Consider the following 20,570-nt stretch of genomic DNA (forward strand, 5'->3'; position numbering starts at 1 on the left):
CTCACAGAGTCTCAGCCATGACCGTCATCAAACAGGAAGACCTGATCCAGAGCATCGCGGATTCGCTGCAGTACATCAGCTACTACCACCCGCTCGACTACATCCAGGCCCTCGGCCGCGCGTACGAGCTGGAAGAAAGCCCGGCCGCGAAGGACGCGATCGCGCAGATCCTCACGAACAGCCGCATGTGCGCGGAAGGCAAGCGTCCGATCTGCCAGGACACGGGCATCGTCACGATCTTCGTGAAGGTCGGCATGGACGTGCGCTGGGACGGCGCGACGATGGGCCTCACCGACATGATCAACGAAGGCGTGCGCCGCGGTTACACGCATCCGGACAACGTGCTGCGCGCGTCGATCGTCAATCCGCCGGAAGGCGCCCGCAAGAACACGAAGGACAACACGCCGGCCGTGATTCACTACGAGATCGTGCCGGGCGACAAGGTCGACGTGCAGGTTGCAGCGAAGGGCGGCGGCTCGGAGAACAAGTCGAAGTTCGTGATGCTGAACCCGTCCGACTCGATCGTCGACTGGGTGATGAAGACGGTCCCGACGATGGGCGCGGGCTGGTGCCCGCCCGGCATGCTCGGGATCGGCATCGGCGGCACCGCCGAGAAGGCGATGCTGATGGCGAAGGAATCGCTGATGGATCCGATCGACATCCAGGAAATCATCGCGCGCGGCCCGCAGGACTGGGTCGAGGAACTGCGTGTCGAACTGCATGAGAAAGTCAACGCGCTCGGCATCGGCGCGCAGGGTCTCGGTGGCCTGGCGACCGTGCTCGACGTGAAGATCATGGCTGCACCGACGCACGCGGCATCGAAGCCGGTCGCGCTGATCCCGAACTGCGCGGCAACGCGCCACGCGCACTTCGTGCTGGACGGCTCGGGCCCGGCGAAGCTCGAGGCGCCGTCGCTCGACGCCTGGCCGAAGGTCCAGTGGGAACCGAACACGGAAACCAGCAAGCGCGTCGACCTGAACACACTGACGCCGGAAGAAGTCGCCAACTGGAAGCCGGGCCAGACGCTGCTGCTGTCGGGCAAGATGCTCACCGGCCGCGACGCCGCGCACAAGCGCATCGCCGACATGCTCGCGAAGGGCGAGAAGCTGCCGGTCGACTTCACGAACCGCGTGATCTACTACGTCGGCCCGGTCGATCCGGTGCGCGACGAGGTGGTCGGCCCGGCAGGCCCGACCACGGCCACGCGCATGGACAAGTTCACCGAGACGATGCTCGCGCAGACGGGCCTGATCTCGATGGTCGGCAAGGCCGAGCGCGGCCCGGTCGCGATCGATGCGATCAAGAAGCACAAGGCCGCATACCTGATGGCGGTCGGCGGCGCGGCTTACCTCGTGTCGAAGGCGATCCGCGGCGCGAAGGTGCTCGCATTCGAAGACCTCGGCATGGAAGCGATCTACGAGTTCGACGTGCAGGACATGCCGGTAACGGTTGCTGTCGATTCGTCGGGCACGTCGGTGCATCAGACCGGTCCGAAGGAATGGCAGGCGAAGATCGGCAAGATCCCGGTCGCAGCCGCTTAAGCGCGAACGAAAGGCCGGACGGGAGTCCGGCCTTTCCACTTCTCATTCTCATTATGGTGCGCAGCCGGTTATTCACGGCTGATTCTCATTACACGCAAAAGGCAGGCCCGACAAGGCTCCGAGGCTTGGCTTTTCTCGTTCGAGCGATTATCGTTCGGTTTCTGAAGCCCCACTGAACAAGGAACAGCCATGCAAGGCGACAAGAAAGTCATCGAATATCTGAACGCCCAACTGAAGAATGAGCTCACGGCGATCAACCAGTACTTCCTGCATGCCCGCATGTACAAGCACTGGGGCCTCGACAAGCTCGGCAAGCACGAATACGACGAGTCGATCGGCGAAATGAAGCACGCCGACTGGCTGATCGAGCGCGTGTTCATGCTCGACGGCCTGCCGAACCTGCAGGATCTGCACAAGCTGCTCGTCGGCGAGGAAACCGAAGAAATCCTGAAGTGCGACCTGAAGCTCGAACAGATCTCGCAGACCACGTGCAAGGAAGCGATCGCCTACTGCGAATCGGTTCGCGACTATGTGTCGCGCGAGATCTTCGAAAAGATCCTCGACGACACCGAAGAGCACATCGACTGGCTGGAAACGCAGATCGACCTGATCGGCAAGGTCGGCCTGCAGAACTACCAGCAAACGATGATGGGTTCGGCCGAGTAATCACCCCACCCGCCGCCGCGCCGTCCGCATGACGATGACGAACCAGCCAGCCGCTGCCGCGATGCACCCCGCCGCTCCTGTCGGAATCTTCGATTCGGGGCTCGGCGGCCTGTCGGTGCTGCGCGCCGTGCGCGCGCACCTGCCCGGCGAGTCGTTCGTCTACACCGCCGATACGCGCTACATCCCGTACGGCGAACGCGACGACGCATTCATCACCGAGCGCACGCTCGCGATCGGCGAGTGGTTTGTCCGGCAGGGCGCGAAGGCGCTCGTCGTCGCCTGCAATACGGCGACCGCCCAATCGATCGCGGCGGTACGCGAACATCTCGCGATCCCGCTCGTCGGCGTCGAGCCGGGCATCAAGCCGGCCGTCCAGCAATCCGCGAGCGGCGTCGCCGGCGTGCTCGCCACCCAGGCGACGCTGCGCAGCACCCGGTTCCAGACGCTGCTCGAACGTCATGGCGCCGGTTGCCGCTTCATCTGCCAGCCGGGCCACGGGCTCGTACAGGCGATCGAGAGCGGCGACACGGGCTCGCCCGCGCTGCGCGCGCTGCTCGACAGCTATCTGCAGCCGATGCTGGACGACGGCGCCGATACGGTCGTCCTCGGCTGCACGCACTACCCGTTCCTCACCGCAACGATTCGTGACATTGTCGGCGACCGCATGGCGATCATCGACACGAGCGACGCGATCGCGCGCCAGCTCGTGCGCGTGCTCGACCAGCACGGCCTGTGCGCGCCCGCCGGCACACCTGTCGCGCCGCCCCGCTTCTGCTCGACCGGCGACGGCCGGCAATTGCAGGCACTCGCGTCGACGCTGCTCGGCCTCGATGCGCCGGTCGAATCCGTCACCATTTCCTCGCCGAACGCGCGCGCCTGCGCGACCGCCTGACGCGGGCCGGCACGTCCTCTCCCGCCACCGTTCCGCCGCCTCCGCCGTTTCAAGGGTCCGATGACCTTAAAAAAAGCCCGGCCCAGGCTTGTCAACGTCCGCAAAATTAATGATAATAATTCGCATTAACGTTAGCTATCGCAACTCATCATGATCGTCTGCGTGTGCAAGTCTGTTTCCGATCGCAAGATTCGCGCGTCCCTCGCAGAGGGCGTGAACTCTTTCGATGAACTCCAGTTCGAGCTCGGTGTGGCCACGTGCTGCGGCAAGTGCGAGGAGTCCGTACGCGACCTCATGGCCGAGCAAGGCGTCTGCGCGAGCCGGTGCGGTGTCGAGCATCACGCTCACCCGATCCCGGTCACGTTCTACGAACGCAAGGCCGCCTGACCCGCGCCGAGTGTGCGCATGCGGCCCCGGCCGCATTTTTTGTCTTGACCGTCAGCAAGCCACCGTCTGCGCGAGCCAGCGGCTTACCTGCCAAGGAGCCTGTCATGGAATTGCTGATCGGATTTGTGACCACCGTTTGCATCTCGCTGCTGATCTTCCGCAAGTGATGCCGATTCACCCGCCGCGCCCCGGGTGCGACATCATTCTTTCAAGCTAACATGCAGGCTTCGCATTCCGCTCCTGCCGGCGTCTTGCCGGCTGCACCACGTATGAATCCCCGAGTGATCGTCGTCGCGGTCGGTGTGCTTGCCGCACACGCGATCATGCTGACGGCCGCCTGGCTGCATCGCAACGCGCCGCCGCCGAAATCGGTCGAGGTCCAGTCGATCACCGCGCAGCTCATCCCGCCTGCGCCGATCGCCCAGCAGGTCGCGGCCGAATCGATCCCGCAGCCCGCGCCGCCGAAACCCGTGCCGCACGTGAAGCCGAAGGTCGAGCCGAAGCCGGTACAGAAGGCAGCAAAGCCGACACCGGTCGCGCCGTCGCCCGATCCGTCGCCGACGCCCGCGCCGGCAGCCGATCCCACACCGGCACCCGCTGCGCCCGCCGCCGCCGCACCTGCGGCCACGCCCGGCCCGGCTCGTGAAACGATGCAGGTCAGCGCACCGAAAAACGTGCCGACGCTGCAATGCAATTTCGTGAAGCCCGATTACCCGTCGATGTCGCGCCGCCGCGGCGAAACGGGCACCGCCTACGTCCACTTCGTCGTCGGCACGAGCGGCAAGGTCGAAAGCATCGACCTGCAGAAGAGCAGCGGTTATCCGCGCCTCGACGAAGCCGCACTCGACGCGATGCGCGCCACCTCCTGCCGTCCGTACATCGAGAACGGCCAGGCGATCCGCGCCGCCCGCACACAGCCCTATAACTTCGGGCTCACCGACTAACCTGCCTCATCCGGAAGATTCAAAGGAAAGAAAAATGCAAAGCTACGGTATCGCGCACGTCTGGGCGCAAGGTGATTTCGTCACGCGCGCCATTGCGATCACGCTGCTCGTGATGTCGGTCCTGTCGTGGATCGTGATCGTCGTCAAGGGCTGGAACGTGATTCGCCTGAACCGCCTCACGAAGAACGCCGAACAGGCGTTCTGGCATTCGGACGATTTCGACGACGGCATCAAGAAGCTCGGGCTCGCCGCATCGACGCCGAACGACAACCCGTTCCTCGCACTCGCGCTGTCGGGCAAGGAAGCCGCCGACCATCACCACCAGACGCAACCGCACCTGCACGACCGCATGGACGTGTCGGACTGGGTCACGCGCTGCCTGAAGGACACGATGGACGAAGGCATCTCGCGCATGCAGAGCGGTCTCGCGATCCTCGCGTCGATCGGCAGCACGGCGCCGTTCGTCGGCCTGTTCGGCACGGTCTGGGGGATCTACCACGCGCTGCTCGTGATCGGCGCAACCGGCCAGACGTCGATCGACCAGGTCGCGGGCCCGGTCGGCGAATCGCTGATCATGACGGCCTTCGGCCTGTTCGTCGCGATCCCGGCCGTGCTCGGCTACAACGCACTGACCCGCGCGAACAAGGGTGTCGTCAGCAAGCTGCGTCGCTTCGCGCACGGCCTGCACGCGTACTTCGTGACGGGCGCGAGCCTCGCATCGTCGTCGACGCGCGACGGCCTGCGTCTCGCGCGCGCCAGCTGAGGCGGGGTGAACCATGGCAATGAACACCGGTTTCAGCGACGATGACGACGATGCCGTGATGAGCGAGATCAACATGACGCCGCTCGTCGACGTCATGCTCGTACTCCTGATCATTTTTCTCGTGACCATCCCGGCGATGCAGCATGCGGTGAAGATCGACCTGCCGCACGCCAGCAGCCAGCCCGTCGACGAAAAGCCGCAGACGGTCGACGTCGCGATCCAGGGCGACGGCACGATCCTGTGGGACGACCACACGGTCACGCGCGAACAATTGCAGGCACGCATCGCGGAAGCGGCGCAACGCAAGCCGCAGCCGGAGTTGCACCTGCGTGCCGACCGCAAGGTTGCATACGAGCACGTCGCCGAAGTGATGTCGGATGCGCAGGCAGGCGGCCTGACGAAGCTCGGCTTCGTGACCGCGCCGGCCGCGAAAGCGAAGTAACGCGCACACGTCTCGCCCCTCGCCGGGGGCGTCCCTAACCGGGCGTACCTTGCCGGCCACCCCTAACCGGGCGTACCTCGCCGGCCACCCCCAAAGTAAAAGGCCTTCATCGCCAGATGAAGGCCTTTTTTCATGCGCACGCGGGCGCCTTCGGGCGGCGGGCTCTTCGGCGGTATCGGTTGCGCCTCGAGCAACGCAAATGCGGCTACCGTGGTCTGCACGGACTGCGCTTTCTGCCCTATCTGGCTCGCAATATATGCGGCCACCTGATTTCGCTCAGAACTTCCTTCACGAAATGGGATTTCAATATAGGCCCGCACGCGCGCGCATTCAAGGCCCCGGCGATTGAAACTTGCGATTGCAGGCGACGCTTCAATGACAAAACAAATTTGCTTCGTCGAGCACGCCGTGTTCAGGTCGCCGAAACATCGGCCGCCGCTTCCTTCTTTGCGCGCTCCGGACAACCCGGCTCCTTGTAGGCGCCGTGATCGAGCTTCTCGACCAGATAGTCGACGAACGCCCGCACCGCGGGCGGCATCCCCTGCCGCGACACGAACACCGCATACAGCTGCGGCACCGGCAGCGTCCAGCCCGGCATCACGGGCGACAGTTGCCCTGCACGCAGCGCATTGCCGTACATCATCTCCGGCAGCGCCGCAATGCCGAGGCCGTCGAGCACGGCCTCGCGGATCGTCATCAGGTCGGCCGTCACGAGTCGCGGGTCATGCTCGTGCACATGACGCGTCCCGTCCGGCGCAATCAGGTTGAACACGTGCCGCCCGTCGACGCTCGGCGTATCGAGCGTCTCGAAGCCGGTCAGGTCGTCCGGCACCAGCGGCGGCGCATTCTGGCTCAGCAGGCTCGGCGCGCCGACCAGCATCTGCTCGGTGCGCCACAGCGGCCGCACGACGATGTTGGCGTTCTGCGGCGGTTCCGAGCGCACGCGCAACGCGACGTCGATCGAATCCTCGAACAGGTCGATCACGCGATTCGTCACGCGGACGTGCACCTTCACCTCGGGATAACGGCGCAGGAATTCGGGCAGGATGCGCGACAGCATCGTCTGCGACAGCGTGACGGGCACGCTGACACGCACCGAGCCGCGCGGCGACGCACGCAACTGCTGCACCGCGTTCATCGCGGCCTGCGCTTCGGCAAGCATCGCCTGGCAATGCTGGTAGAACAGCTCCCCCGCCTCGGTCAGCGCGAGCTTGCGCGTCGAGCGCTGCAGCAGACGCACGCCGAGCGCCGCCTCGAGTTCGGTCAGGCGCCGTGACAGGCGCGATTTCGAGATACCCAGCACGCGCTCCGCGGCCGAGAAACCGCCATGTTCGACGACCTGCGAAAAGTACATGAGGTCGTTCAGGTTATGTGCATCGAGATTCATGTCATCGTTCCAATTTCAGAACAATCCATTGCGAGCGGTCGCAAATCGAACGGTAAAACGCCCAATATAATAGCGCTATGTTTCAAAAATAACGCTATTCCGATGATTTCGAGGGCCTCCCCATGACGACCGCTCGCTCGCTTGACCGTACGTACCCCGCGCTTCGCACCACCGAAGGCGGCGGCTTCGTGGTTCACCGTCCGTTCCCGACCCGGCTGCTGATGGATTTCGATCCGTTCCTGCTGCTCGACGAAATGGGCCCCGTCGACTACGCCCCCGGCGAAGCCAAGGGCGCGCCCGACCATCCGCATCGCGGCTTCGAGACCGTGACCTACGCGCTCGACGGGCGCTTCCGCCATCGCGACTCGTCCGGCCATGCCGGCACGCTCGGCCCCGGCGACGTGCAGTGGATGACGGCCGGCGCCGGCGTCGTGCACAGCGAGATGCCTGATCCGGCGTTCGCGCAGGCAGGCGGCCGCTCCCACGGCTTCCAGCTGTGGGTCAACCTGCCGCGTCGCGACAAGCTGATCGCGCCGCGCTACCAGGAGATCCCGGCCGACCGCATCCCGACCGCGACGTCGCCGGATGGTCGCGCGCGCGTGCGCGTCATCGCCGGCGAAGCGTTCGGCGTCCGGGCCGCGATCGAGACGCGCACGCCGATCCTCTACCAGCATTTCACGCTGGAACCCGGCGCGACGGTCACGCAGCCCGTGCCGGCCGGTTATCGCGTGTTTGCCTATCCGATCGACGGAACGGGCCTCTACGGGCCCGACAGGCAGGCTGTCGACGCACGGCACATGATCGTCTACGGCGACGACGGCGACACGGTCACGTTCGCCGCCGGCGACACGCCGCTCGACCTGCTGCTGATCGGCGGCGTGCCGCTCAACGAGCCGATCGTCCGCTACGGCCCGTTCGTGATGAATACCGAGGAAGAGATCCGGCAGGCCGTCGTCGACTACCAGACCGGCCGCATGGGCCGCATCGAAGCGTGACGCCCGATCGGGGGCCGCAGGTGCCGCGAAACAGATGGTTTTGCGTCACAATGACTTCTTGAACCATGTGGCCGCCCGCCATCAGAAGGAACCCGTTCCCTTGAACTTCGAACATCTGATCCAGATCAACTCCGACGATCCGGCCGTGCCGACCCTCACCCGCGACCAGCTCTGGGAAGGTCTCGTGCTGCGCGCCGAGCAGCCGCAACTGTTCGTGCTCGGCCTCGACAGCTGCGTCGTCCACGAACGGACGGACACGACGCTCGAACGTGAACTGCACTACGGACATGCGACCGTGCGCGATCACGTCACGTTCACGCCGAACCAGCAGGTCCGCTACGACATCCGCGCGGCCGATGGCGAGATCGGCGGCTCGCTGACGATGACGATCGAGGAGCGCGACGACCACGCGCTGTTCCTGCGCTTCGAGTACCGCACGACCCTGCCCGTCACGGACGACAGCGAAGACGCGCGGCAGACGCACGGGATCGTCAAGGAAGCGTACCGCACGTCGGATATCGACACGGTCCGCCTGATCCGCGAATATGTCCAGGGCCGCAAGGATCCCGATCCGCTGCACTGAACCCGGCGGCGGCCTGCGGGCCGCCCCTTTGACGCAACCTATCAGGTCTTGCGTTTCGATCGATAAAGAGTTTTGTAAATGGGAATAATTATCATTTAGAATTCATTCCATCGCATCGACAGTCACCGATCAAACGAATGACCGACACCATCCGCCCGACCACGCTGACCTTGCGCCACACGACCGGCACGGCAAGCAGCAGCCGTCAGAAGACGGCAGCGGTCACCACGCCGGCGAAGCCCGCCGGCAACCGCGATGCAGGCACGCGGGTCCTCAGCAGCGATGCGCTGCTGCAAGGCCACAGCCACATCAGCATCGCGCATAACGGAGAGACCTATCAGTTGCGCGCCACACGGCTCGGCAAACTGATCCTGACGAAGTAACGACAGAGTATTGTGGGGACCACCTCCCTGAGAGGTGTTGGGCATTAGCCAGCGGAACGGCTTGCACGCGAGATCTAGACCCCTTCGTGCAAACACACTCAAGCAGCCGTTGCAGCAAGCCAAGCCACTTTTTTGGTTCTCGCACAAGGAAAAAAAAAAGCGACACGTCCTTCGACGTGTCGCTTTTTTGTTTGGGTGGCCAATGCGTGAAACACGCCACCCGCGTTACTGCGTCAATGCATGACAGCCGAAGCGGCACACGAGCCGCTTCAGAAACCCCAGAACATCAACCACCATGCGCTGTCGACGACGGCAAGCCCGACGGCGAACCACGCGAATGCCGCGAGCCGGCGCGGCCACGCCGCATAGCGCCCTGTCACTTTCCACGCGAGCCACGCACTCCATGCGTTGGCGCCGACCAGGATCGCGATGCGCACATCGGTCGCCCAGCCGAGCGGCACATGCTCGGCGCGCAGCAACGACAGCGTCGTTGCCGACAGCCCGAGGAACACGCCTGCGCCCGCTATCGGGATCAGCGCCTGTGCGAGGTGATGCAGCCGCACGCGATCGAAACGGCCGAGCATCAGCGTGGCAGCGGCCAGCAGCACCAGCAGCGCCGTGCCGTACACGAGCCCGGTGCCGACGATGTAGCTGACGATCAGCCCGCCGTCGAGCCAGGAGAATACGTCGTTGCGATCCGGATAGTGCGTGAGCAGGATCCACGGCGCATTGGTTTCGAGCGGCCACGTGATGTCACGGTCGATCAGCCAGCCCGCGAGCCATTGCTTGATCTGCACGAACCACGGGCTGACGGTCCAGTGGAACGCGCCGATCGCGACGCCGAGCAGGCCGTACAGGATCAGCGCGGTGTCCCACGGGTTCGCCTGCTGCGCGCCGAGGTTCACGACTTCGTCGGACGGCGAGCGCAACGACAGCGAGATCGCGTCGCGGTGCCCGCTGCAGCGGCCGCACATATGGCACGCCGCTCCACCCTTCATGCTGCGCAACGGCACGAGCGGCGCACAGTTGATCGGAATCACGCGATGGCCGTGCTCGCCATTCTTGTACGAACGGCGCCACGCATCCTCGTCGACCTTGTAGCGCATCGGCGCGAGCCGCGCGAGCAGCCCGAACACGCCATTGACCGGGCACAGGTACTTGCACCACACGCGTTTCTCGCGGCCGTACAGCACACCGATCACGATCGCGCCGACGGTCGAGCCGCCCAGCACGAACAGCACCGCGAGCGGGTACTGGTACACGCTCACCATCTGCCCGTAGATCGTCGTGATCCCGAACGCGACGAACGGCCAGCCGCCCCACCGTATCCAGCGCGGAATCGGGCCGCCGCGGCCGAACTTGCTCGCGTATTCGGTGAGCGCGCCCTCCGGGCACAGCACGCCGCACCAGACGCGACCGAGCATCACCATCGACAGCAGCACGAACGGCCACCAGATGCCCCAGAACGCGAATTGCGCGATGAGCGTGAGGTTGCTCCACAGATGCGCGGAATCGTCCGGCAGCGGCAATACCGCCGGCACGATGATCAGAAACGCGTAGACGGCGACGACGACCCACTGGATGCCGCGGATCAGCCCGCCGTGGCGCTGCATCCACTGGCCGGCCTGCGCGAGCCAGCCCGGCTTGGTTGCGGCGACAACGCTCATGCCGCGCGGCCTGCGGCGACGGCCGGACGACGGCTCGCGCGCTTCATCAGCAGCCAGACGACTGCCCAGTACACCGCATAGGCGACCAGGTTGGTCAGTGCCGGGTGCGCGCGATAACCGGTCAGCGTCGCGACGAGCGAGCCGAACGTGCCCGAATCATCGAGGACCGCGGACGTGTCCCACACCTGCGAAATGCCGAGCGGCAGGATTTCCTTGTCGATCAGCTTGTCGACGCCGGTCTGGAACAGACCCGCGCCGAGGAACAGCAGCATCACTTCGGTGACGCGGAAGAAATGCCGCCACGAGAAGTGCTTGCCGCCGAGCTGCAGCAAATAGAACGTGAAAAACGCGAGGCCGAGGCCGATCAAGACCGCGAGCATCTGGCTGCCGCCGACGTGGCCCGACTGGCCGAACCCGAGGCCGTACAGGAAGATCACCGTCTCGCTGCCTTCCCGCGCGATCGCGAGCGCGACCAGCACGGCGACGCCCCACCAGTTCGAATCGCGCGTGCTCTGCTGCAGCGATTGCTCCATGTCGCGCTTCAGCGTGCGGCCGTGCCGGCGCATCCACAGCACCATCTGCACGATCAGCACACATGCGATCAGCACCATGGCAGTCTGGAAGTAGTCCTGCGCGTCACCGGACAGCACTTCGGTGAAACCGACCAGCGCGGCGCCGAGGCCGACAGCCATCAGCAAGCCGACACCGACGCCGGCCCAGAGAAAAGGCAGGCCGCGGCGCGCGTCGTCGTCGCCGTTTTTCAGCCATGCATAGAGAATGCCGACGACGAGCAGCGCTTCGACGCTCTCCCGCCAGACGATGAACAAGATCTGACCCATCGATACCTCCCGACGCGCGGCGCAAGGGATAGGTGCACCTGCGCGCAGATAAAACGCGTTACTTCGCGACGATCACGCCCTGCGCCTGCTGGTGGAAATCGTCGAAAAACTTGTATTCGCCCGGCGACAGCGGGGCGACGACCACGAACGAATCGGCGCCCGGCGCAAGCACCTTCTCCTTGCGCAGTTGCACGCTCTCGAATTCGGCAGCGCCCTTGCCGGTGTTCTTGATCTCGATCTTGAAACGCTGGCCGGCCGGCACTTCGATGCGGGCGGGATTCAGCTTGCCGTCCGCCATCTCGAGCTTGAACGTCGGCAGATCGGCAGCGTACGCTGCACCGGCAAGCCACAACGCAGCGGCTGCGGCAACGATTTTCTGGGGAATTTTCATTCTGGATTCTCTACGCCGACGGCGCGCCGAAGCGCGCCGTTCGTGATGCCATCGATCAGTAACCGCCCTTCTTGCCGATACCGGCGAACGGGAAGTCGTACTCGAGGGTAATGGGCTTGAACCACGCGCCCACGCCCGTTTCCTTGTCGATGTGACGGCCGAATGCCATGTGACCCGACTGCATCGGCGGCTTGACGACCATCGTCAGGTGGTATTTGCCCGGGCCGTTCAGCTTCACGTTGTCGCCGTAGTGCGGACCGTCGCTCGCGACCATGCCCATCAGGTCGCCTTCAGCCTTCCACTTCGTGTCGCCCTGCTTCGTCAGCTTGTACGTGACCTGCAGGTACGGCATCCAGTCGCCTTCCGCGAAACCCGTCGGGTTGTTCTTGACCGCATGGATGTCGGCCTCAAGGTGGACGTCGGAATCCGACGCCTTGCGCATCATCCCTTCCGGATCCATCGTGATCGGCTGCAGGTACACCGCGCCGATTTCCATGCCGCCCTGGATCTGCTGCTTGCCGATCGGATATTCGGCAGCCGAGGCCGACATCGCGGCAAGCGCCGCCGCTACCGCAACCGTCGTGCGGATGAACGAAGAACCCAACATGGACACTCCTTGTTATTTGTCTGACTATCTGACGACGTGCGGGCCGCCGCCGGGGCGGCTCGCTGGAAACACTAACGCGACCAAGAACGTTAATGCGAACAATTCTCAGTAATTATGGAGTTTAGCACCGAACCCGTTCCGGAACAAACGGGAAGCCGTGTAAACCCCTGATCCGACAAGGCTTACAGGCCCGTTACCGAAAGGTTTCTGTGACGCTTGGAAAGACTTACCGGCCGCCGTTGACGTGATCGCCGACGTTCGCGCCGAACACGCGCTCGCGCAGCAGCGCAAGCTGGTCGCGCGTCGCGGCGGCCTTCTCGAACTCGAGGTTCTTCGCGTAATCGGACATCTGCTTCTCGAGACGCTTGATTTCCTTCGCGAGCTGCTTTTCCGACATGTCCTCGAATTTCGCGCGCTGTTGCGCCTCCTTCAACTCCGCGCGCGCCTCGTCGGCGTTGTAGACGCCGTCGATGATGTCCTTGATGCGCTTCACGACGCCGCGCGGCGTAATGCCCATCTTCTCGTTGTGCGCGATCTGCTTCGCGCGGCGCCGCTCGGTCTCGCCGATCGCGCGCTTCATCGACTCGGTCATGTTGTCGGCATAGAGAATCGCCTTGCCGTTCACGTTTCGCGCGGCACGGCCGATCGTCTGGATCAGCGAGCGTTCGGCGCGCAGGAAGCCTTCCTTGTCCGCATCGAGGATCGCGACGAGCGACACTTCGGGAATGTCGAGGCCCTCGCGCAGCAGGTTGATCCCGACCAGCACGTCGAACGTGCCGAGCCGCAGGTCGCGGATGATCTCGACGCGCTCGACCGTGTCGATGTCGCTGTGCAGGTAGCGCACCTTGACGCCGTGGTCGGCCAGGAACTCGGTGAGCTGCTCGGCCATGCGCTTCGTCAGCACGGTGATCAGCACGCGCTCGCCGGCCTTCACGCGCGCGTTGATCTCGGTCAGCACGTCGTCGACCTGCGAGCTCGCCGGCCGCACTTCGATTTCCGGATCGACGAGCCCGGTCGGCCGCACGACCTGTTCGGCAATCTGCCCCGTCACGCGCTTCTCGTAGTCCGCCGGCGTGGCCGACACGAACACCACCTGGCGCATCTTGCGTTCGAACTCGGGGAACTTGAGCGGCCGGTTGTCGAGCGCCGACGGCAGCCGGAACCCGTAGTTGACGAGGTTCTCCTTGCGGGCGCGGTCGCCGTTGTACATGCCGTTCAGCTGGCCGATCAGCACGTGCGATTCATCGAGCAGCATCAGCGCGTCGGGCGGCAGGTAATCAACGAGCGTCGGCGGCGGCTCGCCGGGCGCGGCGCCCGAGAAATGCCGCGAGTAGTTCTCGATGCCCTTGCAGAAGCCGAGCTCCTGCAGCATCTCGAGATCGAAACGGGTGCGCTGCTCGAGCCGCTGCGCCTCGACGAGCCGGTTGTCGCGGTGGAAGAACTCGAGCCGCTCGCGCAGCTCGTCCTTGATCGTTTCGACCGCGCGCATCACGGTGTCGCGCGGCGTCACGTAGTGCGACGACGGATACACGGTGAAACGCGGGATCTTCTGCCGCACGCGGCCCGTCAGCGGGTCGAACAGGTGCAGCGCCTCGACCTCGTCGTCGAACAACTCGACGCGCACGGCCATTTCCGCGTGTTCGGCCGGGAAGATGTCGATCGTGTCGCCGCGCACGCGGAACGTGCCGCGCTGGAAATCCTGGTCGTTGCGCGTGTATTGCATCGCGATCAGCCGCGCGATCACGTCGCGCTGGCCGAGCTTGTCGCCGGTGCGCAGCGTCAGGATCATCTGGTGGTATTCGGACGGGTTGCCGATACCGTAGATCGCCGACACCGTCGCGACGATCACCACGTCGCGACGCTCCATCAGGCTTTTCGTCGCCGACAGCCGCATCTGCTCGATGTGCTCGTTGATCGACGAGTCCTTCTCGATGAACAGGTCGCGCTGCGGCACGTATGCCTCAGGCTGGTAGTAGTCGTAGTACGAGACGAAGTACTCGACCGCGTTGCGCGGGAAGAACTCGCGGAACTCCGAGTAGAGCTGCGCGGCGAGCGTCTTGTTCGGCGCGAACACGATCGCCGGACGGCCGAGCCGCGCGATCGTGTTCGCCATCGTGAAGGTCTTGCCCGAACCCGTCACGCCGAGCAGCGTCTGGAATGCAAGGCCGTCGCCGATGCCTTCGACGAGCGTCTCGATCGCGGTCGGCTGGTCGCCGGCGGGTGGATACGGCTGGTACAACTGGAACGGCGACCCTTCGAAGGTCACGAATTTCGATTCGTCGAGCGCGTCGCCGACTTCGGCATGGTGTGCGGACATGGAATGCGGCCGGTGCGAGGGCAAAGAAAGCATTCTAGCGCTTCGCGGCCGGGTGAACTGCTGTCGGCTCCTGACGCGCGACGACCGCCGGAAATCGCGATTCGCCGCCGAATCGCCGCCCCCGCCAGCGTGAATTCGCTACAATGTCAGGCTGCTGCGCTTTCCGGCGTCGTGCCTGCCCGCACGCGGTTCGCCACGCCCGGCCCGCCCGTTGAAAGCCTGACCCTCTTTCCACTACTGCCGAATCATCATGTCGCTCTTCTCCGCTGTCCAGCTTGCTCCCCGCGACCCGATCCTGGGCCTGAACGAAGCCTTCAACGCCGATGCGCGTCCGACCAAGGTCAACCTCGGCGTCGGCGTGTACACGAACGAAGAAGGCAAGATTCCGTTGCTGCGCGCGGTTCGCGAAGCGGAGAAGGTGCGTGTCGAAGCCGGCCTGCCGCGCGGCTACCTGCCGATCGACGGGATCGCCGCCTACGATGCGGCCGTGCAGAAGCTGCTGCTCGGCAACGATTCGCCGCTGATCGCTGCGGGCCGCGTGGTCACGGCGCAGGCACTGGGCGGCACGGGCGCGCTGAAGATCGGCGCCGATTTCCTGCGCACCGTGAACCCGAACGCGAAGGTCGCGATCAGCGATCCGAGCTGGGAAAACCACCGCGCGCTGTTCGAAGCGGCCGGCTTCGAAGTCGTCGCGTACCCCTATTACGACGCCGCGACCAACGGCGTGAACTTCGAAGGCATGCTGTCGGCGCTGAACGGCTACGCGGCGGGCACGGTTGTCGTGCTGCACGCGTGCTGCCACAACCCGACCGGCGTGGACCTGACCGACGCGCAATGGCAGCAGATCGTCGACGTCGTGAAGGCGCGCAACCTCGTACCGTTCCTCGACATGGCCTACCAGGGCTTCGGCGAAAACATCGAGGCCGATGCCGCCGCCGTGCGCCTGTTTGCCGCGGCCGACCTGAACGCATTCGTGTCGTCGTCGTTCTCGAAGTCGTTCTCGCTGTACGGCGAGCGCGTCGGCGCGCTGTCGATCATCACGTCGAGCAAGGAAGAAGCGACGCGCGTGCTGTCGCAACTGAAGCGCGTGATCCGCACGAACTACTCGAACCCGCCGACCCACGGCGGCGCCGTGGTCGCAGCGGTGCTCGCCTCGCCGGAACTGCACGCTGCGTGGGTACAGGAACTCGGTGAAATGCGCGATCGCATCCGCGCGATGCGCAACGGCCTCGTCGAGCGGCTGAAGGCAAGCGGCACCGACCGCGACTTCAGCTTCATCAACGCGCAGCGCGGGATGTTCTCGTATTCCGGCCTGACCGCAGCGCAAGTCGATCGCCTGCGCGACGAGTTCGGCATCTATGCGGTCGGCACGGGCCGGATCTGCGTCGCAGCGCTGAACACGCGCAACCTCGACGTGGTCGCCAATGCAGTCGCAGCCGTCCTGAAGTAACTCGGCACCAGCGGGCGGCAGCCGTCACCGGCCCCGCCCTGCCGAAATGAAAAACGCGCTCCCCGGAGCGCGTTTTTTGTGCCGTTCGCCGGCGGGTAGCTACACCGCCTACACCGCCCGCGCCCGCATTACTGCATGAACCAGCCGTGGCTGACGACGACCGACTGGCCCGTGAGCGCGGCGCTCGGGAATGCCGACAGGAACAGCACCGTCTGCGCGACGTCCTGCACCGTCGTGAACACGCCGTCGACCGTGTTGCCGAGCATCACCTTCTTGATCACTTCCTCTTCGCTGATCCCGAGCTCCTTCGCCTGCTCCGGAATCTGCTTGTCCACCAGCGGCGTGCGCACGAAGCCCGGACACACAACGTGCGAACGCACGTTGTGCTTCGCGCCTTCCTTCGCCAGCACGCGCGCCAGACCGAGCAGCCCGTGCTTGGCCGTCACGTACGCCGACTTCAGCGGCGACGCTTCGTGCGAGTGCACCGAACCCATGTAGATCACGACGCCGCCGCGATCGTCCTTGTACATGTGCTTCAACGCAGCCTTCGTGGTCAGGAACGCGCCGTCGACGTGGATCGCCTGCATCTTCTTCCAGTCGGAGAACGAGTAGTTCTCGATCGGGTTGACGATCTGGATGCCCGCGTTCGATACCAGGATGTCGATCGAGCCGAACGTCTCGGCCACCTTGTCGATGCCGCTGTTGACCGCTTCCTCGCTCGTCACGTCCATCGCGACGCCGATCGCCTTGCCGCCCGCCTTGTTGATCTCGTCGGCGACCGCGTTCGCGCCGTCCTGGTTCAGGTCGGCGATCGCGATGGCCGCGCCAGCCTTGGCGAGCTCGAGTGCGATTTCCTTGCCGATGCCGCTCGCGGCGCCCGTGACGACTGCGGTCTTGCCGCTCAGATCTGCTGCCATGTCCGTCTCCTCCCGTTGTCGGATTGATCAAGCACGCGCCCGCCGCATCCGCTTTCGTCGCGCGATCGTACCGGCGGGCCAGCCGTCATTGTGCACGATCAGCCGCGCCGTTCGCGCGCAAAACGTCTAAGCTTAAGGTCGGTTCTGTCACGCAGGAGATTCGCATGCACTATCGACGGCTAGGCCGTTCCGGCCTGCAGATCAGCGCGCTCTCGCTCGGTTCGTGGGTCACGTACGGCAATCAGGTCGACCAGCGGACCGCTCGCGAATGCCTCGCTGCGGCACGCGACGCGGGCGTCAATTTCTTCGACAACGCCGAGGTCTACGCCGGCGGCAAATCCGAGGAGATCATGGGCCAGGCGCTCAAGTCGCTCGACTGGCCGCGCATCAGCTATATCGTGTCCACGAAGTTCTTCTGGGGGCTCGCGGAAGCACCGAACCAGTATCACACGCTGAACCGGAAATACCTGCTGAACGCAATCGACGGGTCGCTGCGCCGGCTGCAGCTCGACTATGTGGACCTCGTCTATTGTCATCGTCCCGATCCGCATACGCCGATCGAGGAAACCGTCTGGGCGATGAGCGACATGATCGCGCGCGGCAAGGCGTTGTACTGGGGCACGTCGGAATGGAGCGCCGACGAGATCCGCGCCGCATGCGAGATCGCCGAACGGCATCACCTGCACCGGCCGGTCGTCGAGCAACCTCAGTACAACCTGTTCCACCGTACTCGGGTCGAGCAGGAATATGCGCGGCTCTACGACGACTACGGCCTCGGCCTCACGACCTGGAGCCCGCTGGCATCGGGCCTTCTCACCGGCAAATACCGCAACGGCGTGCCGGCCGGCAGCCGCGCGCAATTGCAGGGCTACGACTGGATGCGCGACCGGCTGACCGATCAGGCCAGCAACGAAATCGTCGAACGGCTCGGCGGGATCGCGGCCGACCTCGGCTGCAGCACGGGCCAGCTCGCGATCGCGTGGGTGCTCGCGAATCCGCACGTGAGTTCGGTCATCACGGGCGCATCGCGGATCGAGCAGATCGGCGACAACATGCGCGCGCTCGACGTTGCCGCGAAGCTGACGCCGGATATGAAGCAACGCATCGAGGAGGTGGTCGGCGGCGCATACGAGTAAGGCGGCTCACGGCCACTCGCGTACAATACGCGGCCGCATCGGCGCCCGGCCTGACGGCCGCGCACGATCGACCGCTTTCACCGATTCACCTTCCGTTTCAGGCAGCCCGCCATGCTCAGTTATCGTCACGGTTTTCACGCAGGCAACCACGCGGACGTGCTCAAGCACGCCGTCGTCGTCCAACTGCTGCGCTACCTGAACAAGAAAGACAAGTCGTACTGGTACATCGACACGCACGCAGGCGCGGGCGTGTACTCGCTGCGCGACGGCTACGCGGCGAAGACGGCGGAATTCGACACCGGCATCGGCCGGCTGTGGAACGATAAGAACCTTCCGGAAGCGCTGGGCGACTATGTGGACGAAGTACGCGCGCTGAACGACGACGGCGAGCTGCGCTTCTACCCTGGTTCCCCGTATATCGCATGGCGATCGATGCGCGAACAGGACCGCATGCGCCTGTTCGAAATGCACACGACGGAAATCGACGTGCTGCGCCACAATTTCCGCGACGCGGGGCGACGCGCGATGATCTTCGCCGGCGACGGCTTCGAGGGCGTCAAGGCGCTGCTGCCGCCGGCGCCGCGACGCGCGCTCGTGCTGATCGACCCGTCCTACGAGGACAAGAAGGATTACGTGCGCACGGTGAGCTGCGTGACGGAATGTCTGAAGCGTTTCGCGACGGGCTGCTATGCGGTCTGGTATCCGCAGGTCACGCGGACGGAATCGCAGCGATTTCCCGAGCAATTGAAGCGCCTGCAACCGAACAACTGGCTGCACCTGACGCTGACGGTGTCAAATCCGCCTGCTGACGGATTGGGCCTCTACGGCAGCGGGATGTTCATCCTGAATCCGCCGTATACGCTCGCACAGAGCATGAAAGAGGCATTGCCCTATCTGGTCGAGACGCTGGGACAGGATAGCGGCGCTCGCTGTCAGATCGAGCACCGCGGAAACTGATCGGGCGACCGCCCGTTACGGCTGCGGTCTCGGCATGAGCCTCGGCTGGTTGGCTGGCGGTGCGCCCCCGCCGGGAACATTGATATACGGCGCGACGAACAGCGGAACCGACGTGTTCGGCGCTTGCCCGGCCGGAGCCCGCATGCCCGCCGGCTCGACAATAGGCTCGGAAGACAAAGGCGCTGTCTGCAACACCAACCCGCCCTTGCCGTCCTGGATACCGCGTTGCGTATCGAGAATCAGCGGTTTGGACGACGTCGCGGCACCGGCCGCGACGCCATGGACAAGCACTGCCGCGCCCAGAGCGAGACGCGCGCGGGCACTGAGACGCACATCGAGACGCAAGCGCATGATCGTGTCCTTCAGGATGAAAAGCAGGTCCATACCATAGCGCCGCGTCGACGATTTCGCCAGATCCGGCGCACAAAAAAACAAAGCCCCGTCAATACGGGGCTTGCTTATCGTTCGGTGCCACACGGCACCTGACGGTGACTCCGATTACAGCGAGTAGCCGTTGGTTTCGAGCGAACGGATACGGTGCTCGAGCTGGACGATGTCCGACGACGTGGCGAGGTAAGCCTCACGGCGCTCACGTTCTGCGGATTCAAACCAGTTGCTCAGCTTTTCGACGATGTAGGCGATCATGACGTTCTCCAAGGAAGAGGGACCCCTGGTGAATCGAGATTCAGGGATTTCCCGTATAGGGTTATCCCGAATTATAGCGATGCCGCACCAAGATGCTAGTGAAATACTTGCATGGAAGCCATTCCCATTCGGAATAGTCACGCGCCAACCGATCTCAACCCATTGATTTTTATAGAAATTGAATCGGGAGCCCATTTCGGGACTCGAGTGCACGCACTAATCTGGTTCACTGACGGGGTCGGCCAGGCGCGCCAAAATCGGGCACTCGGGCCGCCCGTCACCATGGCAGTGCGCGGCCAGGTCGGCCAGCGTATCGCGCATGTCGCTCAGTTCCGCGATGCGCTTGTCGAGTTCGGCCACGTGCTCGAGGGCGATCGACTTCACTTCGGCGCTGGCGCGGGAGCGGTCTTGCCAGAGCATCAGTAGCTTGCGGATGTCCTCGACGAGAAAACCAAGCCGTCGTGCCTGACGGATGAAGCGCAGGATATGAATTTCATCCGCGCCGTAGATCCGGTAGCCGGCGTCGGTACGCTTGCTCGGCGCAAGAAGCCCGACCTGTTCGTAGTACCGGATCATTTTTGCGCTGACTCCGGATTCGCGCGACGCGTCGCCGATATTCATTCCCCGCCCTCTCCATCAAGCCTCGGTTTCGAACATGTAC

Annotated in this window: 24 protein-coding genes; 13 read left to right on the plus strand and 11 right to left on the minus strand. The window is 64.4% G+C overall.

Annotated elements, in window-relative coordinates; all coding sequences use genetic code 11:
* The first annotated feature begins 17 nt into the window (after positions 1–17).
* The 7 genes from CUJ89_RS12170 (at position 18) to CUJ89_RS12200 (ending at position 5,635) form a co-directional block, all read left to right on the plus strand.
* Complete coding sequence (locus CUJ89_RS12170) at positions 18–1,541, plus strand: fumarate hydratase (RefSeq protein ID WP_114177539.1); 1,524 nt, start codon at positions 18–20, stop codon at positions 1,539–1,541.
* Between the two features lie 189 nt (positions 1,542–1,730).
* The gene (gene bfr, locus CUJ89_RS12175) at positions 1,731–2,207 is read left to right on the plus strand and encodes a bacterioferritin (RefSeq protein WP_006762677.1); all 477 of its coding nucleotides are present in this window, start codon (positions 1,731–1,733) and stop codon (positions 2,205–2,207) included.
* A gap of 28 nt (positions 2,208–2,235) precedes the next feature.
* A complete protein-coding gene (murI, locus tag CUJ89_RS12180; RefSeq protein ID WP_114177540.1) occupies positions 2,236–3,099 on the plus strand; it encodes a glutamate racemase in 864 nt (287 codons plus the stop codon).
* A gap of 150 nt (positions 3,100–3,249) precedes the next feature.
* Positions 3,250–3,486, plus strand: a complete 237-nt coding sequence (locus CUJ89_RS12185) for a bacterioferritin-associated ferredoxin (RefSeq protein ID WP_039370093.1) — start codon at positions 3,250–3,252, stop codon at positions 3,484–3,486.
* Between the two features lie 218 nt (positions 3,487–3,704).
* Positions 3,705–4,430, plus strand: a complete 726-nt coding sequence (locus CUJ89_RS12190; RefSeq protein WP_114177541.1) for an energy transducer TonB — start codon at positions 3,705–3,707, stop codon at positions 4,428–4,430.
* A gap of 34 nt (positions 4,431–4,464) precedes the next feature.
* Entirely contained in the window at positions 4,465–5,193 is a 729-nt protein-coding gene (locus tag CUJ89_RS12195) for a MotA/TolQ/ExbB proton channel family protein (protein ID WP_114177542.1), read from the plus strand.
* Between the two features lie 13 nt (positions 5,194–5,206).
* On the plus strand, positions 5,207–5,635 hold the full coding sequence (locus CUJ89_RS12200) for an ExbD/TolR family protein (RefSeq protein WP_114177543.1): 429 nt from the start codon (positions 5,207–5,209) through the stop codon (positions 5,633–5,635).
* Between the two features lie 62 nt (positions 5,636–5,697).
* Here CUJ89_RS12200 and CUJ89_RS38250 read toward each other — a convergent pair whose 3' ends face one another.
* Together CUJ89_RS38250 and CUJ89_RS12205 are read right to left on the minus strand one after the other, a co-directional pair.
* Positions 5,698–6,099 (minus strand): hypothetical protein, encoded by a 402-nt coding sequence (locus tag CUJ89_RS38250; RefSeq protein WP_201752318.1) that lies wholly within the window; start codon positions 6,097–6,099, stop codon positions 5,698–5,700.
* Complete coding sequence (locus tag CUJ89_RS12205; protein ID WP_114177544.1) at positions 6,048–7,022, minus strand: LysR family transcriptional regulator; 975 nt, start codon at positions 7,020–7,022, stop codon at positions 6,048–6,050. Before CUJ89_RS12205 ends, CUJ89_RS38250 begins: the two co-directional genes overlap by 52 nt.
* A gap of 122 nt (positions 7,023–7,144) precedes the next feature.
* Between CUJ89_RS12205 and CUJ89_RS12210 the strand changes: the two genes are divergently transcribed.
* The 3 genes from CUJ89_RS12210 (at position 7,145) to hemP (ending at position 8,983) form a co-directional block, all read left to right on the plus strand.
* A complete protein-coding gene (locus CUJ89_RS12210; RefSeq protein ID WP_114177545.1) occupies positions 7,145–8,017 on the plus strand; it encodes a pirin family protein in 873 nt (290 codons plus the stop codon).
* 100 nt (positions 8,018–8,117) lie between these two features.
* Entirely contained in the window at positions 8,118–8,600 is a 483-nt protein-coding gene (locus CUJ89_RS12215) for an SRPBCC family protein (protein ID WP_114177546.1), read from the plus strand.
* Positions 8,601–8,737: 137 nt separating this feature from the next.
* On the plus strand, positions 8,738–8,983 hold the full coding sequence (hemP, locus tag CUJ89_RS12220; protein ID WP_114177547.1) for a hemin uptake protein HemP: 246 nt from the start codon (positions 8,738–8,740) through the stop codon (positions 8,981–8,983).
* A gap of 269 nt (positions 8,984–9,252) precedes the next feature.
* Here hemP and CUJ89_RS12230 read toward each other — a convergent pair whose 3' ends face one another.
* From CUJ89_RS12230 to uvrB, 5 genes are all read right to left on the minus strand, one after another.
* The gene (locus CUJ89_RS12230) at positions 9,253–10,650 is read right to left on the minus strand and encodes a 4Fe-4S binding protein (protein WP_114177549.1); all 1,398 of its coding nucleotides are present in this window, start codon (positions 10,648–10,650) and stop codon (positions 9,253–9,255) included.
* The gene (locus CUJ89_RS12235; RefSeq protein ID WP_114177550.1) at positions 10,647–11,489 is read right to left on the minus strand and encodes an FTR1 family iron permease; all 843 of its coding nucleotides are present in this window, start codon (positions 11,487–11,489) and stop codon (positions 10,647–10,649) included. Before CUJ89_RS12235 ends, CUJ89_RS12230 begins: the two co-directional genes overlap by 4 nt.
* Positions 11,490–11,547: 58 nt before the next feature.
* Positions 11,548–11,880, minus strand: a complete 333-nt coding sequence (locus CUJ89_RS12240; RefSeq protein ID WP_047898577.1) for a cupredoxin domain-containing protein — start codon at positions 11,878–11,880, stop codon at positions 11,548–11,550.
* A gap of 55 nt (positions 11,881–11,935) precedes the next feature.
* Positions 11,936–12,487, minus strand: a complete 552-nt coding sequence (locus tag CUJ89_RS12245) for an iron transporter (protein WP_114177551.1) — start codon at positions 12,485–12,487, stop codon at positions 11,936–11,938.
* A gap of 226 nt (positions 12,488–12,713) precedes the next feature.
* Complete coding sequence (uvrB, locus tag CUJ89_RS12250; RefSeq protein WP_114177552.1) at positions 12,714–14,804, minus strand: excinuclease ABC subunit UvrB; 2,091 nt, start codon at positions 14,802–14,804, stop codon at positions 12,714–12,716.
* Between the two features lie 250 nt (positions 14,805–15,054).
* Here uvrB and CUJ89_RS12260 point away from each other — a divergent pair, with 250 nt between their 5' ends.
* Entirely contained in the window at positions 15,055–16,254 is a 1,200-nt protein-coding gene (locus CUJ89_RS12260; protein ID WP_114177553.1) for an amino acid aminotransferase, read from the plus strand.
* A gap of 128 nt (positions 16,255–16,382) precedes the next feature.
* On the opposite strand, the gene CUJ89_RS12265 is transcribed toward CUJ89_RS12260, so the two are convergent.
* Entirely contained in the window at positions 16,383–17,171 is a 789-nt protein-coding gene (locus CUJ89_RS12265) for a 3-hydroxybutyrate dehydrogenase (RefSeq protein WP_114177554.1), read from the minus strand.
* Between the two features lie 164 nt (positions 17,172–17,335).
* Here CUJ89_RS12265 and CUJ89_RS12270 point away from each other — a divergent pair, with 164 nt between their 5' ends.
* Positions 17,336–18,307: a potassium channel beta subunit family protein gene (locus CUJ89_RS12270; RefSeq protein ID WP_114177555.1), complete on the plus strand. Its 972-nt coding sequence runs from the start codon at positions 17,336–17,338 to the stop codon at positions 18,305–18,307.
* A 111-nt stretch (positions 18,308–18,418) separates the two neighbouring features.
* Positions 18,419–19,264 carry a 23S rRNA (adenine(2030)-N(6))-methyltransferase RlmJ gene (locus CUJ89_RS12275; RefSeq protein WP_114177556.1) on the plus strand — a complete coding sequence of 282 codons (846 nt, stop codon included), beginning with the start codon at positions 18,419–18,421 and terminating at the stop codon, positions 19,262–19,264.
* Positions 19,265–19,279: 15 nt separating this feature from the next.
* Here the strand turns inward: CUJ89_RS12275 and CUJ89_RS12280 are convergent, their stop codons facing one another.
* From CUJ89_RS12280 to cueR, 3 genes are all read right to left on the minus strand, one after another.
* Positions 19,280–19,648 carry a hypothetical protein gene (locus CUJ89_RS12280; protein ID WP_114177557.1) on the minus strand — a complete coding sequence of 123 codons (369 nt, stop codon included), beginning with the start codon at positions 19,646–19,648 and terminating at the stop codon, positions 19,280–19,282.
* 114 nt (positions 19,649–19,762) lie between these two features.
* Positions 19,763–19,909 (minus strand): DUF3563 family protein, encoded by a 147-nt coding sequence (locus CUJ89_RS12285; RefSeq protein WP_072445473.1) that lies wholly within the window; start codon positions 19,907–19,909, stop codon positions 19,763–19,765.
* Between the two features lie 216 nt (positions 19,910–20,125).
* A complete protein-coding gene (gene cueR / locus CUJ89_RS12290) occupies positions 20,126–20,530 on the minus strand; it encodes a Cu(I)-responsive transcriptional regulator (RefSeq protein ID WP_114177558.1) in 405 nt (134 codons plus the stop codon).
* Positions 20,531–20,570: the final 40 nt, after the last annotated feature.

The sequence above is a fragment of the Burkholderia pyrrocinia genome, from assembly GCF_003330765.1.
GTDB lineage: Bacteria > Pseudomonadota > Gammaproteobacteria > Burkholderiales > Burkholderiaceae > Burkholderia > Burkholderia pyrrocinia_B.